The organism is Pseudomonas sp. B1-22 (genome assembly GCF_050474425.1).
Classification (GTDB): domain Bacteria; phylum Pseudomonadota; class Gammaproteobacteria; order Pseudomonadales; family Pseudomonadaceae; genus Pseudomonas.
The window spans coordinates 73,159-97,691 of sequence record NZ_JBCHVH010000007.1 but is presented as its reverse complement, the minus strand read 5'-3'; the positions used below and the strand labels follow the sequence as shown (position 1 = coordinate 97,691).

Annotated in this window: 20 protein-coding genes; 7 read left to right on the top strand and 13 right to left on the bottom strand. The window is 64.9% G+C overall.

The window, feature by feature from the left end; genetic code table 11:
• Positions 1-8 precede the first annotated feature (8 nt).
• The 3 genes from ACQ5BL_RS25420 to ACQ5BL_RS25410 form a co-directional block, all read right to left on the bottom strand.
• Positions 9-449 carry a MaoC family dehydratase N-terminal domain-containing protein gene (locus ACQ5BL_RS25420; RefSeq protein ID WP_243808189.1) on the bottom strand — a complete coding sequence of 147 codons (441 nt, stop codon included), beginning with the start codon at positions 447-449 and terminating at the stop codon, positions 9-11.
• A 1-nt stretch (position 450) separates the two neighbouring features.
• Positions 451-1,638 carry a lipid-transfer protein gene (locus ACQ5BL_RS25415; RefSeq protein ID WP_243808188.1) on the bottom strand — a complete coding sequence of 396 codons (1,188 nt, stop codon included), beginning with the start codon at positions 1,636-1,638 and terminating at the stop codon, positions 451-453.
• Positions 1,639-1,757: 119 nt separating this feature from the next.
• Positions 1,758-2,885, bottom strand: a complete 1,128-nt coding sequence (locus tag ACQ5BL_RS25410; RefSeq protein WP_243808187.1) for a CaiB/BaiF CoA transferase family protein — start codon at positions 2,883-2,885, stop codon at positions 1,758-1,760.
• A gap of 203 nt (positions 2,886-3,088) precedes the next feature.
• Here ACQ5BL_RS25410 and ACQ5BL_RS25405 point away from each other — a divergent pair, with 203 nt between their 5' ends.
• The gene (locus ACQ5BL_RS25405) at positions 3,089-5,800 is read left to right on the top strand and encodes a LuxR C-terminal-related transcriptional regulator (RefSeq protein WP_243808186.1); all 2,712 of its coding nucleotides are present in this window, start codon (positions 3,089-3,091) and stop codon (positions 5,798-5,800) included.
• On the opposite strand, the gene ACQ5BL_RS25400 is transcribed toward ACQ5BL_RS25405, so the two are convergent.
• Entirely contained in the window at positions 5,797-8,193 is a 2,397-nt protein-coding gene (locus tag ACQ5BL_RS25400) for a LuxR C-terminal-related transcriptional regulator (protein WP_430293329.1), read from the bottom strand. The genes ACQ5BL_RS25405 and ACQ5BL_RS25400 overlap by 4 nt on opposite strands.
• A gap of 286 nt (positions 8,194-8,479) precedes the next feature.
• On the opposite strand from ACQ5BL_RS25400, the gene ACQ5BL_RS25395 reads away from it, so the two are divergent.
• The 6 genes from ACQ5BL_RS25395 (at position 8,480) to ACQ5BL_RS25370 (ending at position 15,696) form a co-directional block, all read left to right on the top strand.
• Positions 8,480-10,330, top strand: a complete 1,851-nt coding sequence (locus ACQ5BL_RS25395; protein ID WP_243808184.1) for a DUF1302 domain-containing protein — start codon at positions 8,480-8,482, stop codon at positions 10,328-10,330.
• A 24-nt stretch (positions 10,331-10,354) separates the two neighbouring features.
• Complete coding sequence (locus tag ACQ5BL_RS25390) at positions 10,355-11,719, top strand: DUF1329 domain-containing protein (RefSeq protein WP_243808183.1); 1,365 nt, start codon at positions 10,355-10,357, stop codon at positions 11,717-11,719.
• A 244-nt stretch (positions 11,720-11,963) separates the two neighbouring features.
• Complete coding sequence (locus ACQ5BL_RS25385) at positions 11,964-13,757, top strand: acyl-CoA dehydrogenase (protein ID WP_243808182.1); 1,794 nt, start codon at positions 11,964-11,966, stop codon at positions 13,755-13,757.
• A 335-nt stretch (positions 13,758-14,092) separates the two neighbouring features.
• Positions 14,093-14,506, top strand: coding sequence for a hypothetical protein (locus tag ACQ5BL_RS25380; protein ID WP_207887599.1), 414 nt, complete (start codon positions 14,093-14,095; stop codon positions 14,504-14,506).
• Positions 14,507-14,660: 154 nt separating this feature from the next.
• Positions 14,661-14,840, top strand: a complete 180-nt coding sequence (locus tag ACQ5BL_RS25375) for a hypothetical protein (protein ID WP_207887598.1) — start codon at positions 14,661-14,663, stop codon at positions 14,838-14,840.
• A 181-nt stretch (positions 14,841-15,021) separates the two neighbouring features.
• Positions 15,022-15,696, top strand: a complete 675-nt coding sequence (locus ACQ5BL_RS25370) for a polysaccharide lyase family 7 protein (RefSeq protein ID WP_243808181.1) — start codon at positions 15,022-15,024, stop codon at positions 15,694-15,696.
• 247 nt (positions 15,697-15,943) lie between these two features.
• Here ACQ5BL_RS25370 and ACQ5BL_RS25365 read toward each other — a convergent pair whose 3' ends face one another.
• From ACQ5BL_RS25365 to ACQ5BL_RS25325, 9 genes are all read right to left on the bottom strand, one after another.
• The gene (locus tag ACQ5BL_RS25365) at positions 15,944-16,900 is read right to left on the bottom strand and encodes an NTP transferase domain-containing protein (protein WP_243808180.1); all 957 of its coding nucleotides are present in this window, start codon (positions 16,898-16,900) and stop codon (positions 15,944-15,946) included.
• Between the two features lie 167 nt (positions 16,901-17,067).
• Positions 17,068-18,570: an aldehyde dehydrogenase family protein gene (locus ACQ5BL_RS25360; RefSeq protein WP_243808179.1), complete on the bottom strand. Its 1,503-nt coding sequence runs from the start codon at positions 18,568-18,570 to the stop codon at positions 17,068-17,070.
• Positions 18,571-18,586: 16 nt separating this feature from the next.
• Positions 18,587-19,621, bottom strand: a complete 1,035-nt coding sequence (locus tag ACQ5BL_RS25355; RefSeq protein ID WP_243808178.1) for an aminoglycoside phosphotransferase family protein — start codon at positions 19,619-19,621, stop codon at positions 18,587-18,589.
• A gap of 4 nt (positions 19,622-19,625) precedes the next feature.
• Positions 19,626-19,970, bottom strand: a complete 345-nt coding sequence (locus tag ACQ5BL_RS25350; RefSeq protein ID WP_243808177.1) for a cupin domain-containing protein — start codon at positions 19,968-19,970, stop codon at positions 19,626-19,628.
• 94 nt (positions 19,971-20,064) lie between these two features.
• Positions 20,065-20,445: a cupin domain-containing protein gene (locus ACQ5BL_RS25345; protein WP_243808176.1), complete on the bottom strand. Its 381-nt coding sequence runs from the start codon at positions 20,443-20,445 to the stop codon at positions 20,065-20,067.
• Positions 20,438-21,739, bottom strand: coding sequence for a glycosyltransferase (locus ACQ5BL_RS25340; protein WP_243808175.1), 1,302 nt, complete (start codon positions 21,737-21,739; stop codon positions 20,438-20,440). The genes ACQ5BL_RS25345 and ACQ5BL_RS25340 overlap by 8 nt, the downstream gene beginning before the upstream one ends.
• 34 nt (positions 21,740-21,773) lie before the next feature.
• Entirely contained in the window at positions 21,774-22,853 is a 1,080-nt protein-coding gene (locus tag ACQ5BL_RS25335) for an ABC transporter ATP-binding protein (RefSeq protein WP_243808174.1), read from the bottom strand.
• Positions 22,846-23,652, bottom strand: coding sequence for an ABC transporter permease (locus tag ACQ5BL_RS25330; protein WP_207887589.1), 807 nt, complete (start codon positions 23,650-23,652; stop codon positions 22,846-22,848). The genes ACQ5BL_RS25335 and ACQ5BL_RS25330 overlap by 8 nt, the downstream gene beginning before the upstream one ends.
• On the bottom strand, positions 23,645-24,517 hold the full coding sequence (locus ACQ5BL_RS25325; protein WP_243808173.1) for an ABC transporter permease: 873 nt from the start codon (positions 24,515-24,517) through the stop codon (positions 23,645-23,647). The genes ACQ5BL_RS25330 and ACQ5BL_RS25325 overlap by 8 nt, the downstream gene beginning before the upstream one ends.
• Positions 24,518-24,533: the final 16 nt, after the last annotated feature.

Sequence of the window (24,533 nt, the reverse complement as noted above, 5' to 3'; positions counted from 1 at the left end):
GAGGCACCTCAGCGCTGCACGAGAGACGAGCGGATGTCGGCCACATGCTCGCCATCCTGGTTGGTGACACGGGTTTGCTGGACCACGAACTGCAGTGCCCCGCCCTTCTTCTCGTACACATCGGCGATGTGCGTATCGAAGGTCAGCACGTCGCCGGCAAACGCCATGCGGTGGTAGGTGAACTCCTGCTCGGCATGCAGGATGCGACCGAGATCGAAACCCATCACGTCCTCGACGATGGCCTGCGGATTACGGCCTTCGCTTTCCAGGCACATGAGGAAGGTCGGCGGTACCGGCAGCGAGCGGTAACCTGCGGCGCGCGCCGCCTGCTCGTCGAAATACACCGGATCGGTTTCGCCGATGGCCTTGGCGAAGAAGCGCAGGCGGCCCTTTTCCACTTCGCTGGTGGTCGTGCCGGTAGAACGGCCGATCAAGGATTTGTCTGCCATTTCAACCACGTCCGTACAGGGTGACGACGCCGGCGCCGCCCAGGCCCAGGTTGTGCTGCAAGGCGTGCTGCAAACCTTCCACCTGACGCTTGTCCGCCGTGCCGCGCAATTGATGCGTCAGCTCGTAGCACTGCGCCAGACCGGTAGCACCCAGCGGGTGCCCCTTGGACAGCAGGCCGCCCGACGGGTTGACCACCACCTGGCCGCCATAGGTGTTGTTGCCGTCCATGACGAACTTCTCGCCTTCGCCGACCCGGCAGAAGCCCAGCCCCTCGTAGGTCAGCAGTTCGTTGTGGGCGAAGCAGTCGTGCAGTTCGCAGACGCGAATGTCCTCCGGACCGACGCCGGCCTTCTCGTAGACTTCATAGGCGGCGTCATGGGTCATGCCGACACCGACAATGCTGATCATCGACGGCGGATCGAAAGCCTCGGGCTTATCGGTGGCCATCGCCTGGGCCAGGATGGTCACGTCGGTGCGCAGGCCGTGCTTCTTGGCGAAGCGCTCGGAGACGATGATCGCCGCGGCGCCGCCGCAGGTCGGCGGACAGGCCATCAGTCGGGTCATCACGCCTTCCCAGACCACCTGGTCGGCCATGACTTCCTCGGTGGTGACCACCTTGCGGAACACCGACAGCGGGTTGTTCGCCGCGTGACGGCTGGCCTTGGCGCGGATCGCCGCGAAGGTTTCCATACGCGTGCCGTACTTCAGCATGTGCTCCTTGCCGGCACCGCCGAAGAACATCAGTGCGCCAGGCATGCCCACGCCTTCGGGAAAGACTTCCGCCGCCGCGTCGAAGCCCTTGCCCATGGTCAGCGGGCGGTCGGTCCAGAAGTTCTTCAGCGCGCCGGGCTGCATCTGCTCGAAGCCGAAGGCCAGGGCGCAGTCCACCGCGCCGCTTTCGACGGCCTGGCGCGCCAGGTAGAGCGCAGTCGAGCCGCTGGCGCAGTTATTGTTGACGTTGATGACCGGAATACCCGTCATACCGACTTCATACAGTGCCGATTGGCCACAGGTGGAATCGCCGTAGACATAACCGGCATAAGCCTGCTGAACCAGGTCGAAACTCAGGCCGGCATCCTTCAACGCAAGGCGCACGGCTTCGGCGCCCATCTCGACGTAGGAGCCGCTGGCGCCGGGCTTGGCGAACGGGATCATGCCTACACCGGCAACATAGGTTTTCTGCGACATCGCGATCTCCATTGATCTGTGTGTGAAGGGCCCGCCTCAACCGGCGGACCCTGCCACCATGGTCTTGCATGCCTGCCGGGCTGTATCCCGCCCGAGAGGAGTGGGACCCACCCCACCACTCAGGCAATCGCCCCCTCCTCTCGCAGGGACTGCACCGAGGCTTCGTCCAGCCCCAGCTCCCGGAGAATCTCCAGGGTGTGCGCACCATTGCTGACCGGCGCGCCGGGGGTGGCGGGCGTCCGGCTGAAGCGCGGCGCAGGTCCCGGGTAGACGCCGTGGGCGTCGTGAATGAAGGTGCCGCGGGCGCGCAGGTGGGGATGATGGGTCGCCTCGTCGAAATCCAGCACCGGGGCGAAGCACACATCGGTGCCCTCCAGTAACTGGCACCACTGATCGCGGCTGCGCCCTCGGAACACCGCTTCGAGCTTGCTGCGCAGCTGCGGCCACTGCTCGCGCTCCCATTGCTGCTCGAAAGCGGGGTCATCGATTTCGCACAGCTCCAGTAACTGACGGTAGAACTGCGGCTCGATGGAGCCGATCGAGATCATCCGGCCGTCGGCGCAGGTGTAGCAGCCGTAGAATGGCGCACCGCCGTCGAAGAGATTGCTGCCCCGCCCTCCCCACTCGCCGCGCTGGCGGAACTCGTAATACATCGTCGACATCAGCGCCACGCCATCGCTGATCGCCGCATCTACCACCTGCCCCTTGCCCGAGCGTTGCGCCTCGAACAGCGCCGCCAGCACGCCGGCCACCAGGAACAGCGCGCCGCCCCCCATGTCCCCCACCAGATGCAGAGGCGGGGTCGGCTCCCGGTCAGCGTGCCCCATGGCGTGCAAGGCGCCGGTAAGCGCGATGTAATTGAGGTCATGGCCAGCTACCGGCGCCAGGCTGCCAGTCTGCCCCCAGCCGGTCATGCGCCCGTACACCAACCGTGGATTACGCTGCAGGCAGATTTCCGGCCCCAGGCCCAGACGCTCCATCACCCCGGGACGGAAGCCCTCGATCAGCACGTCGGCGCTATCGATCAGCGCCAGCAGGACCTCCGTCGCACCGGGCTTGCGTGGATCGATGCCAATGCTGCGGCGTCCGCGACCGATCACGCTGCCGTCGCCATTGAGGAAGCCCGATTGCAACCTATCGACGCGAATGACTTCGGCGCCCATGTCCGCCAGCATCATTACGGCGAATGGCGCAGGGCCTATCGCATTCATCTCTACGACCTTGATACCCGCCAATGGTCCCGCCATGCCTTCCCCTCTTGTTCTTGTGTCGTTCGTCCCTCAGGACGAACAGCGGCAGGTGCACGCTGCAACCCAGACACTAAAGGGCGGGTTAACAGGCACAATCGCTCGAATGGCTGAGTGGTCCGGATGAGATGGCAAGGCACGAGCGGCATGGCAATATGCGCGCAGGCAGTTTTCCGCTACCGATAGACGGAGCTCATTGCACAATGGCCGAGCAGCAGTCCCTTCTGGCATTCCTGGCGCGCACGCCGGAAGAACACGGGCAGCCCACCGAAAGCCGCGGCGAGTCGAGAGTGACCGCCGATCTGCTGCAAGGCAGATCCCGCGCTCCGCTACCGAGCAAGGCACATTTGCCCCGGCCACAACTCATCGCTCGCATCGATGCGCATCGCGAGGCGCGCCTGATCCTGATCCGTGCTCCCGCTGGATTCGGCAAGTCGACGCTCATGGCGCAACTGCACGCGGCACGCAGCAACTGTGCCTGGTTGAGTCTCGATGCCGTCGACAACGACCCCCGAATCCTCGCCCGCGCGCTGGCGCTGAGCCTGAACTCCCTGCTCGACGCCCCTTGCTCAGCCGCCGCGGCTCCATCTCCCGGAGACGTCGCGGCAAGCCAGCTGCTGGCCGGGCTGGAGGCGATCCGCAAACCGTTCACCCTGTTCCTCGACGAGTTCGAAGTGCTCAAGTCCACCGAGTCGCTCGAGCTGCTGCGCGAACTGTGGGAAGCCTTTCCACCTGATGCCCAGTTGGTCATTGCCAGCCGCAGCACCCCGAACTTGCGCCTCGGCCAGTTGCGGGCGCAGGGGCAACTGCTGGAACTGACGGCCGATGCGCTGCGTTTCGAGCTCGACGAGACTCGCCGTTTCCTCCAGGAACGCCTGGGTTCCGCCCTCTCGGAAAGCGCAATCGACACCTTGCAATCGCGCACCGAAGGCTGGGTGACTGCACTGCACCTCGCAGCGCTGTCCCTGCAGGACCGCCGCGATCCAGGCTCCTTCGTCGCCACGTTCAGCGGCTCGCAGCACGAACTGGCGGAGTACCTCACCGAGGACATCCTGGCGCACCTGCCTGCTGCCCTGAGTGATTTCCTGCTCAAGACCAGCGTCCTGGATCGTTTCTGCGCCCCACTGTGCAATGCCCTGACCGGACGCAGCGATGCCGCCGAGGTATTGGAGCAGATCCAGCGTCTGGGGTTGTTCCTGGTGCCGCTGGATAACCAGGGCGAGTGGTTCCGCTATCACCGGCTGTTCGCCGGATTTCTCCAGCACATGCTGGCTCGCCACTCCGACACTGAACTCAAGCAGCTTCACCGCATCGCGGCCCAGTGGCACCTGCAGTACGGCATCCCGCTGGCGGCCATCGAACACCTGCTGAAGATCGACGACGCCAGCGCTGCCGTCCAGCAGCTCGACCAGCATCTCAACGAACTGCTCGATGGCGGTCGTTATCGGGCGCTCCTGCGCTGTCTCGACCAGTTGCCCGTGGCGCTGGTCGATCAGCACCCGCGCCTGGCCCTGGTGCACGCCTGGACCCTTCTCCTGGCACGACGCTACCAGCAGGCACTGCAGTTGGTGGAGCGCAATCCGAGCAGCGTGGAGAGCGAAGTCATCCAATGCGTGCTGCTGGCCTTCAGCGACCAGATCGAGACCGCCTGCGAACTCGGGCTGCCCCTGTTCGCCCGGCTACCGGAAAAGGAATTCCAGCAGCGCGGCCTGCTGGGCAGCTGCCTCGCCTACTGCCTGTTCTCCAGCGGGCGCACCGAAGAAGCCCGCGAGGTGCTGGCCAGATTGGCCCGCTCCTCCGGGCAGAGCGCGCTGGTGGTCGTTGAGTCCGTTACCGATGGCATCGAGAGTGTGATCGATCTGGTGCAAGGCAATCTGGCGGCGGCCAGGGCCCGCTTGGAGGCGAGCGCATACCGCCACCTGACGGAGTCCCGGGAGCAATGGCTGGCCGGGCGTATTTCGGTCGATGCCATGCGGGCCCAGGTTCTCTATGAAGCCGGCGAAGTGGAACAGGCGCGGCAGATCCTGCTCAATGCCCCCACCTTTTCCGTCCTCAGCGCAGGACCGGATGTGCTGATCGGCAGCCACGTCCTGCTCGCCCGTATCGCTTACCTGCAAGGACAACGGGCGGCATGGATGAACCATCTCGCTGGCCTCGAACAGCTGGGACGCCAGGGCGGCCCCTGCCGCCTGATCTGTTCGGTGTGGCTGGAGCGTGCCCGCATCGCCACCCTGGAGGGGCATCTGGAGCAGGCGGCACAGGCACTGCGCTCGGCGGAATTCAACAACGGCTGGGAGCGCCCCGGCCTGCTGTTGTACGGGAACGACGTCGATACGCTGTTCATTGCCCGGCAGCGCTGGCGCATCGCCCGCGGCGAAGCCCAGTTGGCGGCCGCGGAACTGAGCGGCGCCCTTGCCGAGGCTGAGTCACGCGGCCATCGGCGCCGCGCGATCAAGCTGCGTCTGCTTCTGGCCATGGCGATGCATGCCAGCGCCCGCGAAGAAGACGCCTTCGAGACACTGGTTCCGGCCTTGCAATGGGCCAGTCGGGAAGGCTTCGTGCAGATCTTCGTCGAGGAAGGTGAACGACTGGGGCAATTGCTGCGGGACTGGCTGGTCAAGATCGGCCCCTCCTGCAGCAGCCTGGAGATTTCGTCCGACTTCGTGCACCGTGTGGCACAGAAGACCGGCAGCAGCTCAAGCCTTGCCGGAATAGAAGAGCAACCGCTCAGCCCCCGCGAACTGGATGTGCTGCGCCTGCTGGCCGGCGGCAACCGCAATCAGAGCATCGCGGACCGCCTGTGCCTGTCACTGCACACGGTGAAGACCCATCTGCGCAATATCAGCTTCAAGCTCGGCGCCGAAGGGCGTACCGAAGTCATCGCCATCGCCCGTGCCCGGCAACTGATCGATTAGGCAAGCAAGCCCAGATCCCGGGCGCGCTTGACCGCCTGGGTGCGACGCTTCACGCCGAGCTTGTGGTTGATGTGGATGGTATGGGCCTTGACAGTGTTGAGCGAAATGAACAGACGCCTGCTGATTTCCAGATTGGTCAGACCGTCGGCCATAAGCCGCAGTACCCCCATTTCCCGTGGTGTCAGCACGCGTGCCAAGGTCGTATCCGGAACCTCTTCAAACGCCGCCCAGGCCGGTTCGGCCAGCGTCGGAGCGGGTTCGGCCAGGACTAGCTCGACACGCGAGCGGGTCAGGCCATTGAGCCCTAGCCGCTCACAGGTTTCCCGCCAGTTGCATGATGCTTCCATGGCCGCCATGCGCTGACCGAGCCCCTCCAGTGTCAGCGCCAGCACTTGCTGGGCGCGATAGCGCAGCGAAGGTGCGTTCAGCGGTGGCAGCACATCGGGCTCGCACAGATCTTCCGCCAGGCTGCGCACCCGCCCCAGCATCTCAGTCCAGCGTTGTTGACGCGCCATCAGTCTCAATGCCTGCAACCTGAGGACCCGCTCGTAGCAGACCGCCTCCGCGCGCATGCACTCCAGATGACGCCGTACCTCGCGCAGGCATGCTTCGGCCTGTGCGACCTCTCCCCGGTGGATCGCGACCTCCGACAAACCGATACCGGCATGCAGGATGAACGGATCGCTGCAGCGGCGAGCATAGGCAAAGCCGCGCCGGTAGGACGACTCCCCTTGCTCCAGGTCGCCGCCCAACAATGCCATCTCGGCCTGCAGCAGATACAGTCGCCCGAGAAGCATCGGATGCTCGGTGCTTTGGGCATTGAGCAGGTCGAAATCGTGACGCAGCAGCTCGTCGGCCTGCGCCCATTCGCCGGTAAGGATCAGCAGACGCAGGCGATCGGTGTCGATCAGCACTTCACTGGCCACGCAGCCATGCCGGCGCGCCAGCCGCACAGCACACTCCAGCAACTCGGCGGACTGCGTCACATCCCCCTCGGACATGGCGATCCGTGCCAGGGTCGAATAACACAGGTGGATCGAGTGCCAGTCCCGCGCATCCAGGTCATCGAGCGCCGACCGGCAATGTGCCTTCGCCCGCTTGGCATCTCCACGCAATCCCATCAGAGTCCCCTGCAACGCCTCCCAGTTCGCGAGCATACGCCGCTGATGCTGGGCGCACGGTTGAGGCAGTTGCCAGCCGAGACGATCGATGCAGGTCTGCGCTTCGTCCAGGCGCCAACCGATGAGCAAGGCCTGGGCATTGAGATAGATCAGGAACGGCGTGCTTTCCAGCAGACTCGGAGAAAGCCGCTCGCGCCACCGCAACCAGCTGTTGAGGTGGGAGCCGGCGTACAGCCAGGCGAGAGCGACGCGCTCCATGTAGCTGGCCGCCGTATCCACCTGCCCTTCGCTGAGCGCCAATTCCACCGCATCGCCGACGAAGCCCGCATCGCGCAACAGGCGGCAGGCTTGCAGACGCAAGCGGCTGAGCTCGCGCGGCGGCAACTCGTCGACCAACGCCCGTGCCAGCGCCGGGTGCATCTGCCACCAGCGCGCCTCGGCATCCAACGGCATCAGCAGTCCCAACGACAACAGCTGGGTAGCGAACTCCCGGCTGGCATCCAGCTCCGGCCACAGTTCGGCGCACATGGCCGCGGATACCTTGGGTAGATGAGCGATGCCGCACAACATAGAGCGCTGCGCCTCATCCAGACGGGCCAGCAACTGCTCCCGGACATATTCTCGCTGGCGGAGCACCGGAGGCCGGATTGCATTATCCGCACCCTGCAGGCCCAGGCGCACCATCGCGCACCAACCCAAGGTCAGGTCCCACAATTCATCGCCGAACGACTCTGCGTCAGCATCCGCAGCCAACGCCATCAGGCGGTCGAACTCCTCGCGGCTGAAGGCGAGGCTGTCAGCACCCAGTTCGACCACGCCTCCTTCCAGCGCCAACCGCGCCAGTTGCCAATGCGGACGCTGCCGGGAACTGACCCAAAGCCGCACAGGGCTGCCGCCATCCTCCAGCAACTGGATCAGCCAGTCGTCCAGCTCGGGATCGGCGCCGGCGGGATAGTCATCGAGTATCAGGCAGATCCGGATCGACGACTGACACAGGCGCTCGCGAAGCGCCTCGGGGGCGAGTTCCGCCGGCAACCCCAGCTGACCCGCCAGAAGGCGCGAGAAGACGCAAAGCCCCGGTGTCCTTCCGTGCAGCGACAGCCAGGCGTAACGCACTCCTGCCGGCATCTGCGCAAGGCTCTCGCGCAGCAGGGCTGTCTTGCCGAACCCGCCCGGGGCATTGAGCAAGCACAGGCGGTCAGCGCCAAGTAGCTGGCGACTCAGACGTTCACGCGGCAGATGAGCGAGCGGGCTGGAAGTCGAGGACAGCATGCTGGAGGGCGCCATGGACCGAGTACCAGAGTGACTTTATGGTGATCCTTGTCGCCCATGAGGCTTTCCACCATCAGCCATTCGAGGTATTCGATTCAAACGGTTACAGCGCCGGTTACTTTTTTCCCCGAAACGCCATTTTGCATACGGTCTCCTTCGTTACAAGGGGAGCTCCGGGGCACCGGGTTACGCACGAAATTACCTGAACAGGCAATTCAGGGGCGCTGCACGACTCCCTAGCATGACCACTCCACTGACTCATCGAAGCGTTTCACTGGAGTACCGCATGACTACAAGAACAACAAAGAGCCGCGTCTTCCAGCCGCGTTTACTGGCTATCGCCGTCGCCATGGGCTGCGGCACTCAGGCCAACGCAGTTGATTTCACTATCGGGGAGATCGAGGGCAAGCTGGACTCATCGCTGACCTTCGGCACCAGTTGGGCCACCAGCGCACCCGACAAGCAGTTCATCTCGAACTTCAACTCCATGGGTGTCAAGGGAGGCAAGTCGTCGTCCCGCACCACCGACGACGGCCGTCTCAACTTCAAGAGCGGCGAGAACATCTCGACCGTCGTCAAGGGCATCCACGACCTCGAACTCAAGTACAAGGACAGCGGCGCTTTCCTGCGCGGCAAATACTGGTACGACTTCGAACTCAAGGATGGCCATCAGCACTTCTACGACATCGACGACCATGGTCGCGACCAGGCGGCCAAAAGCTCCGGCGCGATGCTCATGGACGCCTTCGTCTACCACAATTACAACCTCGGCGAATTGCCGGGGAACGTCCGCCTGGGCAAGCAGGTGGTGAACTGGGGCGAAAGCACCTTCATCCAGAACGGCATCAGCTCGATCAACCCGCTCGATGTCGCCGCCCTGCGCCGCCCCGGTTCGGAAGTGAAGGAAGGCCTGGTGCCGGTCCAGCTGTTCTACCTCTCCCAGGGGCTGACCGAGAACATCACTGCTGAAGCCTTCTACCAGATCAAGTGGGACAAGACCGTCACCGATAACTGCGGCACCTTCTTCGGCAGCGACGGCGTAGCCAAGGGCTGCGACGATCGACTGGTCGCCGCCGGCTACGACCTGGCCCCCGGCATCGCCCAGAATACAGGCGGCGGCGCGGCATTGGCTGGCGGGATCGACGACGCCTACATTCCCCGCGCCAAGGATAATGACGCCCGCGATAGCGGCCAGTACGGTCTGGCCCTGCGCTGGTTCGTGCCCGAACTGAACGAGACGGAGTTCGGCGCCTATGCCATGAAGTACCACAGCCGCAATCCCTTCCTCAGCACCGTACGCACCACCAACGCGAACGCGGCTAACCCCCTGGCATCCATTCGTAACACGAAATACTTCATTGACTATCCGGAGGACATCCGCCTCTACGGTCTGAGTTTTGCCACCAACCTGGCGGGAATCTCCTGGGGCGGTGAAGCCAGTTACCGGCCGAACATGCCGCTGCAACTGAACACCGCAGATTTGCTCAGTGCCACGCTGGCACCGCCTGGCGCCCCTTCGCTGTCACCTCTGATCACCACCGGGTTCTCCAGCGGCGTGCCGGCCGGCGGTGTCGTCAACGGCTACGATCGCAAGCCCGTGCTGCAGCTGCAAAGCACCGTGACCAAACTGTTCAATCAGTTCTGGGGCGCAGACCGCCTGACCCTGGTGGGAGAAGTCGGCTACAACCGCATCAATGGTCTGGGCGATGCGGACGGCAGCGATTTGCGCTTTGGCCGCAGCCCAGCCTTCGGCTCAGGCATCCTCCCCACTGCAGCCGGTGCAGCGACCTGTCGCGGCTCCAACCCCGGAAAGCCCAACGCCAGCAACCCGGCGCAGCAGTGCAACAGTCATGGCTTCTACACCGCTGACTCCTGGGGCTACCGGGTGCGCGGCCAGCTCGACTACCCGAACGTGTTCGCCGGAATCAACCTCTCGCCCAACCTGGCCTGGTCCCACGATGTGGAAGGCACTGGCCCGAACTTCGAGGAAGGCGCCAAGGCCGTCAGCCTCGGTCTGAACGCCGACTACCGGAACACCTACACCGCCGCCCTGAGCTACACGAACTACTTCGACGGCAAATACAACACCATGACCGACCGCGACTTCGTTTCGCTGAGCCTCGGCGTGAACTTCTGATTCGTAACCGCGGAGAAGCACACCATGAAGAACAACCTTACCCTGGGCGGCAGCGCACTGGCGCTGTCGCTGCTGGCCAGCAGCGCGTTGGCGGCCATCTCGCCCCAGGAGGCGGACAAGCTCGGTACCAGCCTCACGCCGATGGGCGCACAAAAGGAAGGTAATACCGACGGCAGCATCCCCGCATGGACCGGCGGGCTGAAGCCGGGCGCCGCGCCGGTGCAGAACGGTTTCCTCGGCGATCCCTATGCCAGCGAGAAGCCGCAATTCATCATCACGGCCGCCAACGCCGAGCAGTACAAGGACAAGCTGACGCCCGGCCAGCTGGCGCTGTTCAAGCGTTACCCGGACAGCTACAAGATCCCGGTGTACCCCACCCACCGCAGCGCCGCGGCGCCCCAGGCCGTGTATGACGCGATCAAGAAGGGCGCCACCCAGGTGCAACTGATCAACGACGGCAACGGCCTGTCGAACTTCGAAACCCACTACACGCCCTTCCCGATCCCCAAGAGCGGCGTCGAGGTGGTGTGGAACCACGAAACCCGCTATCGCGGCAACAACTTCCTGCGCTTCTCTTTCCAGGTGGTGCCCCAGGTCAACGGCGATTTCACTGCAGTCGGCTTCAAGGAAAGCGTCGGCTTCCCGCAGGCCATGAGCGACAACGATCCGGCGAAAACCGGCAACATCATGTACTACTACAAGCAGGAGATCATCGCCCCGTCTCGCCTGACCGGTACGGTGAACCTCGCCTACGAGACCATCGACCAGCTCAAGGAGCCGCGCCAGGCCTGGACCTACAACGCCGGCCAGCGTCGCGTCCGGCGCGCCCCCGAAGTGGCCTACGACGGCCCCGGCAGCGCAGCCGACGGAATGCGCACCGCTGACAATTCCGACCTCTACAACGGCTCGCCGGATCGCTACGACTGGAAGCTGATCGGCAAGCGGGAGCTGTACATTCCCTACAACAGCTACCGCATGATGTCGCCCAAGCTGAAGCTCGCCGACCTGGTGCGCCCCGGCCACCTCAACCCCGACAACACCCGCTACGAGCTGCACCGTGTCTGGGAAGTGGAAGGCACCCTGAAGCCGGGCGCGCGGCACGTCTACGCCAAGCGCCACATGTATTTCGACGAGGACACCTGGACGCTCGCAGAGGTCGACCACTACGACAGCCGTGGCCAGCTCTGGCGAGTTGCCGAAGGCCATCAGGCCGCCGACTACCAGCAAGGTATCAGCCTCTATGCAGCCCAGGCGCTGTATGACCTGGTCGCCGGTCGTTACCTGGTGATGAACCTGATCAACGAAGCCAAGCAGGGCACCCAATACGACCAGCAGTACACGGTCAACGATTTCACCCCGGCTGCACTACGCAACTCCGGCATCCGCTGACCCCCAATGGGCGCTCCGGCCACGGAGCGCCCATCGCTTGCCCCGCCAGTTCCCGCCAAGGTCAATGCCCTCACAGTCCACTTCCGAGCCCTGGGTGAAAACTTCCGGCGCTCAAGGACGGTCAACTCTTCAACAAGCCCCGATCGCCCCACTCGAAGAGAGGGGCGCTGCCCTGGACCGTGTCCGCTTAAATGCAGGCCTTCACACAACCAAGCCGCGCCGCTGGCTGCACAGGAGTTCCAACATGAGTGAGTACATCGCCCCGCTGCGCGACATGCAGTTCATCCTGCGCGAATTGCATCTGCTGGAAACCGTGGCCGAGTTGCCCAACCATGAAGACATGAGCGAGGAACTGGTGAATGCCATCCTCACCGAGGCCGGCCGCTTCGCCCAGGGAGTGCTGTCGCCGCTGAACGTCGTAGGAGACCGCCAGGGTGCACGCTGGCAGGATGGCCAGGTGACAACGGCTCCCGGTTGGCACAATGCCTACCAGCAGTTCGTCGCCAATGGCTGGAACGCCCTCTCCTGCCCTTCCGACTTCGGTGGCCAGGGCGCACCGCGACTGGTTTCCGCACTGGTGGAAGAAATGTGGAACGCCGCCAACGTCGCCTTTGGCCTCTGCCCGATGCTCACCCGCGGCGCCATCGAAGCCATCGAACTGCGCGGCTCCGACGAGCTCAAGCGCACCTGGCTACCGAAGCTGGTGAGCGGCGAATGGACCGGCACCATGAACCTCACCGAGCCCCAGGCCGGTTCCGATCTCTCCGCGGTACGCAGCCGCGCCGAACCCAGGGGTGACGGCACCTACCGGTTGTTCGGGCAGAAAATCTTCATCACCTACGGCGAGCACGACCTCACCGACAATATCGTCCACCTGGTGCTGGCACGTGTACCTGGCGCGCCCGAGGGCGTGAAGGGCATTTCGCTGTTCGTGGTGCCCAAGGTACTGCTGAACGATGATGGAAGCCTGGGCGAGCGCAACGACGTGCGCTGCGTTTCCATCGAGCACAAACTCGGCATCCATGGCAGCCCCACCGCAGTGCTGGCCTTTGGCGACCATGGCGGTGCCACCGGCTGGCTGGTGGGTGAAGAGAATCGCGGCCTGGAGTACATGTTCATCATGATGAACGCCGCGCGCTTCTCGGTGGGTATCGAAGGCATCGGCCTGGCCGAACGCGCTTACCAGCGCGCCGTAACCTACGCCCGGCAGCGCATCCAGGGCGGCGAAACCGGTAGCTCCAGCCGCGAAAAAGTGGCCATCCTGCGCCATCCGGACGTGCGCCGCATGCTGATGTCGATGCGTTCGCGCATCGAGGCCATGCGCGCCCTGGCCTGTGAAGTGGCGCTGGCCATGGACCAGGCTCACGGCCATCCCGTCAGCGCCGTGCGCCAGAAGCGACAAGCCTTCGTTGATCTGATGATCCCGGTGATCAAGGGCTGGTGCACGGAAAACGCCGTGGACATTGCCTCCCTGGGTGTACAGGTCCACGGCGGCATGGGTTTCATCGAGGAGACCGGCGCCGCCCAGCACCTGCGCGACGCCCGGATCACCCCGATCTATGAAGGAACAACCGGCATCCAGGCCAGTGACCTGATCGGCCGCAAGATCGCCCGCGATCGCGGCGAAACGGCAGCCGCACTGATCGCGGAGATGCGCGACACCCAACGCGCGCTGCCGGATGAGGATGCGCAACTGGCCGGCATCCGGCATCACCTGTTCCTGGCGATCAATGCCCTGGACGACGCCGTGACCTTCGTCGTCCATCACTACGATCACCAGGTACGGCAGGTGGCCCTGGGCTCCGTGCCGCTGCTGGAGCTGTTCGGCATCGTTGCCGGCGGCTGGCAGATGGCGCGCGCCGCACGGATCGCCCAACAGCATCTGACCTCCGGCAGTGGGGATGCCGCGTTCTACCGGGCCAAGCTGCGTACCGCGCAGTTCTACGCCGGACACATCCTTACCCGCGCGCCAGGGCTGGCGCAGAGCATCATCGACGGCGGTGACGCCGCCCTGAGCATGGATGACTTCGCGTTCTGACCACAGCAACGCTCACCGCCCGTCCGAAGTCCGGACGGGCGTGTGGAACGTGTAACGCCAGCTTTACACTCCCTCTGCCGTCCGCCGTTCCTGCTCCCTGCTTGCGCCATGCCTTACGGCAGAGCGCTTGGCTATTTCCGCTCCCCCCCTTATGCGGGATTGCTCGTTGACAGTCCGGTGGCGCTTCAGTGAGATGGCCTTTCGTTAAGGCAAATGGCATTGCCGGTTGACTGATGTGTGCGTTGTAGTAGCTGCGATGCCACGATGACGAAGCTCACGCGATCCCGACGGTCGCAGCGGGTTTCATTGATTCATCGACACAGGAGAGGCCGGCGATGCATAACCAGGCAGCCCGGAATACCCCGGAAGTCGATTACGACGATCAGTTCTTCCTCGCCTTCGAAATCCAGGTCCTGCAGAAGGCCCTGCCCGCTTTCGAAGAAGCCTCGCGCTTCGCCCGCGACCGAGGCCTGCGCTGTAGCGTGGAACTCGTCACCAACGCCGACGGCCACCCCGAACTCAGCCTGCTCGCCAGGCAGCGCGAGGACCTGCCGGACAGTTGTTATCGCCTCATTGCCGACCCGGTGACGCAGGGCATCGTCCATGAGGAATTCACCGCCGTAAGCCGGCGCACCCGGCGCCAGCCTTCGCACCTGGCATCGCTCAATGCACAGATGCTGGAGCTGCAATTGTCGGCGTTCTTCATGCATGCCTTCGGTATGCGCCTGGACTACGCCACAGAACGCTGACTCCCTTTCGACCCGCCGGTCGTCGGATCGGTCAGGTAGTTCCGTCGGAGCAGCCCGGTAAAGGATGATTTATGGCAACGCCGAGACAGCGAGAGTCGCTATCATTTGCGGCCTGTGCGCCATTTTGTGCGTGTTTCTCCGCTGTCGCTTTGCCATGAATGAATTCCTAGTCCACTTTCAGGACGGTCACTGCCTGGGCAAGACCGTGCTTCGCTCGTTCTCCCGCCACATGACCCTCTCCGAAGCTCGCGTGCGCCTGCAGGCCTGTTACCCGCTGCGCGTCCCGCACCTGCTGAACATCCTGCACCTCACCCCGATGCTGCCCGGCCGCTGAGGCCAGCCCTGCAGATTTCTCCACCTTTTTTGCCTGCCGATACGCTCCGGTTGTGGTGGATGCTGCTCGCGCCGATTTCACCGAGCACCGCGCCCACTGCGACCGCTCGGCCGAAAAATCGAAACAGGCCCCTCTGCGCCGGTCAAAGCCAGCACCCATAGACCCGTAAAGGAGTGCCGGCATGAACGTGAACATCGACAACCTCAATATCGCGCTGCCAGTGGGAAAGACGCCCACCGACACGCTGGCTATTGAGGTTCCCGGTCCAGTGGCTCTGGCGGAGTATCCAGAGCTGGTCACCCGACTGCCGGACGGCAGCCTGCAGCTCACCGCGCCAACCAGGGGAGCGGCGAGCAAGAGCGTCCATCGAACCCGCTGCGAATGGAAGGAGCCCATCTACTGGAGCCTGACCGGCGCCACCGAGCACGTGAATCACCAACTGATGAAGGTGACCCAGGTGAACTCGGCGCAGAAGGTAGTGGTGGCGCAGATGCACGTGAAGAACGACGACAGCCCGCTGCTCAAGGTGTTCTGGCAGAAAGGCAAGCTGACCATGGGCTTTCGCCAGAACTTCAACCAGACCACTCCGGTGAACAGTACGGTGCTGGACAACGTGCCGCTTGGCGCGGATTTCGACATCCTGATCCTGGCCACGTCCAGCCTGATGCTCAGCGTGCAGGCCAGCTGCAACGGCCGCACCTCCAGCGTGCCCACGATGCCGCTCGACGCCAGCTGGGCGGCGCAGACCTTCGACTTCCATGGCGGGGTGTACAACCAGGTGGACTTCAGCGACACCACGTTGGCCACCGATGCCTCGGTGTGCGTGATCAAGGATCTGCAGATCTGGCATATCTGAGAGCTGGTCGGATTGGCGGCCTGCGGCCGCCATCGCGGACGGAATCCATTCCTAGGTGTGCGTGACCCGTTCTTGTAGGAGCGGGCCATGCCCGCGATTCGCGCCCACGGGGCGCTCCTACGGGGAGAATTGGCGCCGGAATCGGTTCGCTAGCAAGCTCGCTCCTACAAAAGCGCGTCTTGTGGATTGGCTTTTGTAGGAGCGGATCTTATCCGCGATAAGGTGCCGCACCGGCGCGATGGCGGGGTCAGGAGGCGAGTGCCGATATCTCCGCATCGCGCTCCAGACTGACCGCCTCCAGCCGGCTGAACGCTGGAACCCTGACGCCGGCAGCCACCCGCACACCAGGGCCGAACACCACGCAGGGTTCCACCAGCACATCGGCGTCCAGTTCGGTGTCGGCACTGAAGTACACCGACTGTGCATCCGCCAACGTCACCCCCGCGCGCATCGCCTGCTGGCGGCGGCGGCGCTGGAACACCTGTTCGGCAGCGTGCAGTTGCTCGCGGTCGTTGACGCCGAGGATGTCTTCCTCCTCCACCTCCACCGCCGTCACCTTGAGCCCGGCACGGTTCGCCACTTCCACCACGTCGGTCAGGTAGTACTCGCCCTGGGCGTTGGCATTGCCGATGCGCTCCAGCAACCACAGGCAGTGATCGGCACGCAGCCCCATTACCCCGCCGTTGCACAAGCGCACCTGCAATTCCTCCGCCGTGCAGTCCTTGGCTTCGCGAATGGCGCGCAGATGGCCGTCTTCCACCAGCAACCGGCCGTAGCCGCCTGGCCGCTCGGTGGTGAAGCCCGCCACTGCCACCGCCGCGCCGTCGATCAAGGCGGCGCGCAGCCTGGCGAGGGTTTCGACGCTCACCAGCGGCGAGTCGCCGAACAGCACCAGCACGCAGCCTTCGTTGTGTTCCTCCAGCGCCGCGCGCGCCGCCAGCAGCGCATGGGCGGTGCCCAGGCGTTCGCGCTGGACGAAGCGCCGCGCCCCTGGCGCCTGGCGCGCCAGGTAATCACCCACCGCCGGCGTGTCCGGCCCCTGCACCACCGCCACCTGATCCACCCGCGCGGCTTCGCAGGTGGCCAGCACATGGCCGAGCAGCGGCCGGTGGCCGACGCAATGCATCACCTTGGGCAGCGACGAGCGCATGCGCGTGCCCTGTCCGGCGGCGAGAATCACCGCCAGAGTCGAGTAGTTATTCATAGGCCCTCCTCGGCGCCTGTCCGGAATCGAGCCAGGTCGTGCCGCGGCGCCATGGGTGCGCCGCGGCGGCTCGAAAAAAACGGGCGCTGATTTATCACAGGCCAATCGCAGCACCTCTCGGGGATGCGACGGCCTGCACGCGCCCTGATGGAACCTTGAACCGGTTCTCAGCCCTGGTAGAACACGTCGTCGGCGTAGGGGTACCACCAGGAGTGGAGCTGCGGCTGGTGATCGATGATCACCATCTTCGAGCGACGGAAGGCGTCCAGGCCCTGGCGGCCCAGCTCGCGGCCGACGCCGGACATCTTCGAGCCACCGAACGGCAGCGCGTCGTTGTCGATCAGCGGGTTGTTGACCCAGACCATGCCTGCTTCCAGCCGCTCGGAGGCTTCCATGACCTCCGCCAGATCGGTGGAGAACAGGCAGGCGCCGAGGCCGAACGGCGAGTCATTGGCCAGCTGCAGCGCCTCCTCGAAGTCCTTGACCTTGCGGATGGCCGCCACCGGTCCAAAGATCTCCTCGTGGCAGATATCCATGTCGGCAGTGACGCCGGTGAGGATGGTCGGCTCGTAGAACCAGCCGACCGGGTTCGCCGGCGGAATACGCCCGCCACAGACGACGGTCGCCCCCTTGGCCACCGCATCGTTCACCAGGCGGATCACCTTGTCGCGCGCCGCCTCGCTGACCAGCGGGCCGATCTCGCTGCGTTCCAGACCGTGACCGATGCGCAGCTTGCGGGTGCGCTCGGCGAAGCGGGCGACGAACTCATCGTGAATGTCCTCGACCACATAGAAGCGTTCGGCCGAGGTGCAGATCTGCCCGGTCAGGTGGAAGGCGGCGGTCACCGAACCGGCGGCGGCGATGTCCAGCGGTGCGTGCTTGCTGATGATCATCGGGTCGCTGCCGCCGGCCTCGATGACCGCCGGCTTCATCCGCTCGGCGCAGGCCTTGGCCACCGCCTGCCCGGCTGCGACGCTGCCGGTGAAGGCGACGGCGTGGGTGCGCTCGGACTGCACCAGCAGCTGGGCGGTCAGGGCGTCGCCCGGCACGCAGGAAACCAGGCCCGCGGGCAGCACGCGGAAGTGCTCCATGAACTTCAGCGTGCACAGTGTGGTGCCTTCGGCCGGCTTGACGATGCAGGCGTTTCCGGCGGCCAGCGAAGCGGCCACCGTCCAGCAGATCAGCAGGATCGGGAAGTTGAACGGCAGGATGTGGACGCTGACGCCATAGGGGTCGTAGCGCATGTGCTGGAAGGAGCCAAGCTGGGTGGTGCCGGCGATCTTGCCGGCATCGTCCCGGGCCATTTCCGCGAAGTAGCGGAATATCGGCGGGCAGTTGGCCAGCTCACCCATGGCCTCGGGGAACGGCTTGCCCATTTCCAGGGTCAGCAGCCGCGCCACTTCGCGCTTGAGGGCCTCATCCCGTTCCATCGAGTCGGCCAGGCGATGCAGCAGCGTGGAGCGGGTCTTGGCGTCCACCTGGCGCCAGTCCTTGTGCGCCGTGTTGGCGGCGTCGATGGCGGCTTCCACATCGTCCTGCTCGCACAGGGCGATGCTGCCGACCTGCTGCAGCGTGGCCGGGTCGATGTTGTGGCGCACGCGGCGGGTCACCGGAGCCCGGTAGTCAGGGTTGATGAACAGCGCGGGGGTATCACAGGTGAAAGTGGTCATGGCATTTCCTTGAATGTCAGAGGATTGGTTCGCGCAGGGCATCCAGGGCGGCGGCGGGAAGCTCGTCGCGCCAGGGCGCCAGGTTGCAATCGAGGAAGTCACGCAATGGATGCAGCACCGGCCTGTCCAGCGCCTCGCGGAACAGGCGCAGCACACGTGGCAGGTGATCGAGGTAGCCGAGCTTGCCGTCGCGCCGAGCCAGGCGGACGAAGATGCCCAGCACCTTGGCGTGACGTTGCGCGGCCAGCGCCTGGTAGTCGGCCATGAAGCGGCGGCCATCGACTTCCGGGCGCTGGTCCAGGTAGTGCGTCAGCAGCGACGCCCGCAGCGCCTCGGGCACATCGCGGCGGGCGTCTTCGAGCAGGGACATCAGGTCATAGGCGGGCGAGCCACACAGGGCATCCTGGAAATCCAGCAGGCCGCAGGCGGCGACGCCTTCCCTGCCCTCCAGCAGCATCAGGTTGTCGACGTGGTAGTCGCGCAGCACCAGCACCTCGCGGCACAGGGCGACTTCGCGGCACGCCGTGGCGAAGGCATCGAGATAAGCCCCGCGCAGTCGCGCTGCAGCCTGCTCGCCAACCAGCAACGGCGCGTACCAGTCGATGAACAGTGCCGCCTCCTCGTCCAGCTTCCGGCCGTCATAGGCCGGCACGCCATCGGCGGCCTGGGGGCCAGCCCGATGCAGGCGCACCAGCGCATCCACGGCGAGGCGATACAGCGCTTCCTCGTCGTGGCCGGTGGCGAGCAACCGGGTGTAGGTGGCGTGACCGAAGTCCTCCACCAGCGCCAGGCCAAGCTCGATGTCGGAGGCCAGCACCTTGGGCGCCGACAGCCCGCAGCCGCGCAGCAATTGCGCCACCTGCAGGTAAGGCATCAGCGGCTCGGCGCCGGGCGGCGAATCCATCAGCAGCAGGCCCTGCCCTTCCAGGCGGAAGTAGCGCCGCGCCGAGGCGTCCGCCGGCAGCGCGTGCAGGCGCTGGCCGGCATGGCCGCAGCCGGCGAGAAACATCTCGCGGGCGGCGGCACGGTGGGTTTCCAGGGTCAGGCTCATGGCATCACCGAATCATGTAGACCTTTTTCACCGTCTCGTGGACGGTGCACACGCCCTTCCAGTCCTTGGGGAAGAAGGCCGCAGTGTCCGGGGTGATCTCGATCACCTCGCCGGACTCGTGCACGTAGGTGCAGCGGCCTTCGAGGAAATGGCAGAACTCGTCGCTGGTGACATGGCAGAACCACTTGCCCGGCGTGCAGTGCCAGATACCGCATTCGGACTGGCCTTCCGGCCCCTTGTGCAGGACCACGCCGCTGACGTGGGATTCGCCTTCGAGCATGGTCGGGATCACGCCCCAGTCCTTGAGTTCGGTGACCTGCAGCGGGCGGTGGATTACGGGGGTCTTCATTGTTCACTCCTGTTCACAAGCTCGGACTCTCGCGCCGAGCTCTTGTAGGGCGGATAACCGCTTGCGGTTATCCGCCGATGGGCTTGGGTGGCAATCACGCCAGCATGTAGAGGTTGCGAATGGTGCTGTGCACGGTGCATTCGCCGGTCCAGCCGGCCGGGAACAGCACCAGAGTGTCGGCCTCCACCTCGATTACCTCGCCCTCGTCGGAGCGATAGGTGGCGCGGCCGGCGACGAAATGGCACAGCTCGTCGCGGGGGATCGACAGCCGCCAGCGGCCGGGAGTGCAGACCCACAGGCCGGTCTCGGGGCTGTTGTTCGGCCCCTTGAACAGCAAACGGCCGCTGGAGTGCGAAACGCCTTCGAGGGCGTCGGACTGCACGCCCCAGTCCACCAGGTCGTCGTAGTCGCGGGCACCGCGGATGTGCGGTGCAGTGGACTCTCCCTTGAAGAAAGCAGCCTTGAACTCAGGCATGGTTCACCGCCTTGCCGGCGATGAGCCGGTCGAGGATGCGCGCCGCATCTTCAGGGCCCTTGCGCGAACGCATGTAGTCGCTGGTGCGCGCCAGTCGCTCGCGCATCAGTTCGTCGCCCAGCAGCTGCGCAAGGTTCCGCGCCAGGTCTTCCTCGCTCCAGTCGTAGCGGTCCATGCGCAGGCCGTGACCGCTTTCCTGGGCGCGCATGGCGTTGTCGTGGCCGTCCCAGACGTAGGGCATGACGATGGCCGGCTTGCCGAAGAACAGGCACTCGGTGAAGCTGTTGTTGCCGCCGTGGTGGATCACCGCGTCGACCTGGGCGATCACCGAGGGCTGCGGGTACCAGTTGGAGACGATCACGTTGTCCGGCAGGTCGGTGTACTTCTCCACGTGCTCGCCGACGTTGAACAAGGCGCGATACGGCAGCTTGCCGACGGCAGTGACCAGGCGCTTGAGCAGGTCCACGTCGCCCGAGCCGAGGCTGCCGAAGCTGACATACAGCAGCGGCTTGTCGTTGTTCGCCTTGAACTGCGGGATGTCATACGGCTTGTCGGTCCGCACGCAGCCCTGCAGGTAGTGGAACTGCCGGGCCGGCAGCGGATGGCGGCGCTCGAACTTCACCGGGTCCGGGTAGAGCAGCAGGTTCATGTAGGGCGACTCTTCGAAGAACACGCCCAGCGGATACGGCCGCTCACCGCACTGGGAGAGGAAGTCGTTGAAGTCGGCATGGATGGGCGCGATCACCTCCTCGAAGCGCTTCTGGAAGCGCGCGTGCCCGGCCTTGTCGTCCACGCTCATGCCCGACAGGTACGGCGGGATGTCCGGATCGTGCACCTCGTTCTCCGAGCAGGAGATGATGCGCACCCAGGGCTTGCCGTACTGCTTGATGGCCGGGAAGAGAATCACGTTGTCGACGCAGATCAGGTCCGGCTTGATCTTGTCGAGGATCGCCGGCAGATCCTTCTGCGCCCACTTGGCGGTGGAGACGATGGCCTCCCAGCACTCCTTCACGTAGTTGTCGAGCTGGTCGATGGGAGCCTTGCGGAAGTTGGGGATGTGCCCGTTGATGAAGTCGGTCCAGTAGCGCGCCATCTCCTCGGCCGGCATCGGCTCGGACATGTTCACGTAGTGCTCCTCGAAGCCATAGGCCGAGTAGACCCCGGTCATGCCCGGGTCGGTGAGGAACACCGCCTTGTGTCCCAGCGCCTCGCAGGCCTGGGCGATGCCGACCGAGTTGAGGGCCGGGCCGTAGGCGGCCTCGGGGAAGAATGCGATGACTTTGCGTTCACTCATGGTGCTCTCCTGTAGGTCTTGTTGTTCTAGGCAGTCAGTGAGTCAGCACGCGGGCATGCCGCGCATCCCAGCCCAGGCGCACCGGCATGCCGGCGGCAAGGCGCAAGAAGTCGTAGTCCGAAGACGGCACGCGGACGATCAGCGGCTTGCTGGACAGCGCCGTGTTCACGTGCAGGTTGGTGTCCAGGCCGTGGTAGGCCACTTCGGCCACCTCGCCCTGGATCTGGTTGTCGGTGGCGGGCGTGGCGTCGGTAATCACCCGCAGGCGCTCCGGGCGCAGGGCCAGGGTCACGCTTTCCGGGCTCGATTCGGCGGTGGTTTCGATATGGAGAATCTGCTCGCCGGCCTGCAGGCGGTTGGTGCCCACGCGGCGGCCGTCGATCAGGTTGCTGACGCCGATGAAGTCGGCGACGAAGCGGTTGCCCGGGTTCTCGTACAGCTCGCTCGGGCTGCCGCACTGGCAGACCTTGCCGTCGCGCAGCACGGCCATGCGGTCAGACATGACCAGGGCTTCTTCCTGGTCGTGGGTGACCATGATGAAGGTGATGCCGCTCTCGTGCTGCAGGCGCTTGAGTTCCAGCTGCATCTTCTCGCGCAGCTTCTTGTCCAGCGCGCCGAGCGGTTCGTCCAGCAGCAGCACGCGCGGGCGCTTGACCAGCGCGCGGGCCAGGGCCACGCGCTGGCGCTGGCCGCCGGAGAGCTGGTCCGGACGGCGGTTGGCCAGTTGGCCGAGCTGCGCGGTTTCCAGCACCTGGTCCACCCGCTGGCGAATCTCGCTGGCCGGCAGCTTCTCCATCTCCAGGCCGTAGGCGATGTTGCTGTGCACGGTCATGTTGGGGAACAGCGCGTAGGACTGGAACATCAGGTTCAGCGGCCGCTTGTTCGGCGGCAGCGGCGAGATGTCCTGGCCGCCGAGGTAGATGGCGCCGGAAGTGGGCGTCTCGAATCCGGCGATCATCCGCATCAGGGTGGTCTTGCCGCAGCCGGAGGGGCCCAGCAGCGCGAAGAACTCGTTCTCGCGGATCGCCAGGGAAACCTGGTCCACGGCGGTCATACCCTCGCCATAGGATTTGCTCACCTGGTCCAGCACGAGCAGGTCGGAAGACTTATTCATGGGCTTTGGGCACCTTGTTCAGACGTTGGGAAGCGAACAGCGCGGTGAAGCTGACCAGCATCACCAGGGTGGCGAGGGCGTTGATCTCGGGGGTCACGCCGAAGCGGATCATCGAGTAGATCTGCATCGGCAGCGTGGTGGAGGCGCTGCCGGAGCCGGCGTTGAAGAAGGCGATGATGAATTCGTCCACCGACAGGGTGAACGCCAGCAGCCCGCCCGCCAGCACGCCGGGGAAGATCGCCGGCAGCAGCACCCGGCGCGCGGTGGTGAACCAGCCGGCGCCCAGGTCGATGCTGGCTTCGAGGATCGAGTAGTCGAAGTGCTTGAGCCGGGTGCGCACCACCGCGCAGACGAAGGCGATGTTGAACACCACGTGGCTGAGGATGATGGAGTGCAGCCCCAGGCTCATCTTCAGCAGGTTGAAGAAGCTCAGCAGCGCGATGGCCAGCACGATGTCGGGGATGATCATCGGCGCCATCAGCAGGGTGTCGGCGAGATTGCCGCCCTTCTTGCCGCCGCTGCTGCGCGAGCGCATCTCAACGCCCAGGGCAAGCAGCGTACCGAGCAGGCAGGCGATGAAGGTCGAGGTCAGCGCGACGATCAGGGTGTTCAGCGCGGCGTGCTGGATCGAGGCATTGGCCAGCAATTTGGCGTACCACTTCAGCGAGGCGCCGCCCCAGGCGGTGGGCAGGCCGCTGGCGTTGAACGACAGCAGGATCAGCACCAGGATCGGTACATAAAGGAAGGCATACACCAGCCAGAGGTGCGCACCGAGAGCGATACCGGAAGAGTTACGCATGGTTTTTGCCCTCCGCGCCCTGGGCCCGGCGCGAAACCAGGGCCTGGATGAACAGCAGGAGCAACATGATGCCGATCAGGAAGAAGCTCAGTGCCGAGCCGAAGGGCCAGTCCCGCGCGGTGAGGAACTGCGCGTAGATCAGGTTGCCGACCATCTGCACCTGCTTGCCGCCGAGCAGGTCGGCAGTGATGAAGTTGCCGATCGACAGCACGAAGACGAACACCGCGCCTGCCGCCACGCCGGGTACCGACAGCGGCAGGATGACCCGGCGGAAGGTGGTCCAGCCGGAGGCGCCGAGGTCCCGCGAGGCTTCCCAGAGCTCGTTGTCGATGCGCGACAGCGAGCTGTAGATGGCCAGGATGACGAAGGGGATGTAGTTGTAGACCAGCCCCAGCACCACGGTGGCGTCGGTGTAGAGCAGGTTGATCGGCTCGCCGCTGTAGCCCAGCAGGCTGAACAGCCGGTTGAGCAGGCCCTCGCGGTTGAGCAGGACGATCCACGCATAGGTGCGGATCAGGTAGTTGCTCCAGAACGGCAGCATCACCAGGAACAGGTAGGCTCCCTGCCGACGCGGCGAGGCGCGGGTGATGGCGTAGGCCGCCGGGTAGCCGATGAGCACCGCGAAGAGCATCGCCAGGCCGGCGATCTTCGCCGAGCGCAGGAGGATGTCGAGGTACAGCGGGTCCACCGCGCGGCGGTAGTTTTCCCAGGTGAACACATAGTCGATGCCACCGTAGGCACCGCGTTCGAGGAAGCTGTAGAGCAATACCAGCAGGCACGGCAGCAGCAGGAACAGGGCCAGCCAGCCCAGACCGGGCGCGAGCAGCCAGGCCGACAGTTTTCGGTCGGCGGACAAAGCGGTCATGCGTAGTTCCCCCAAC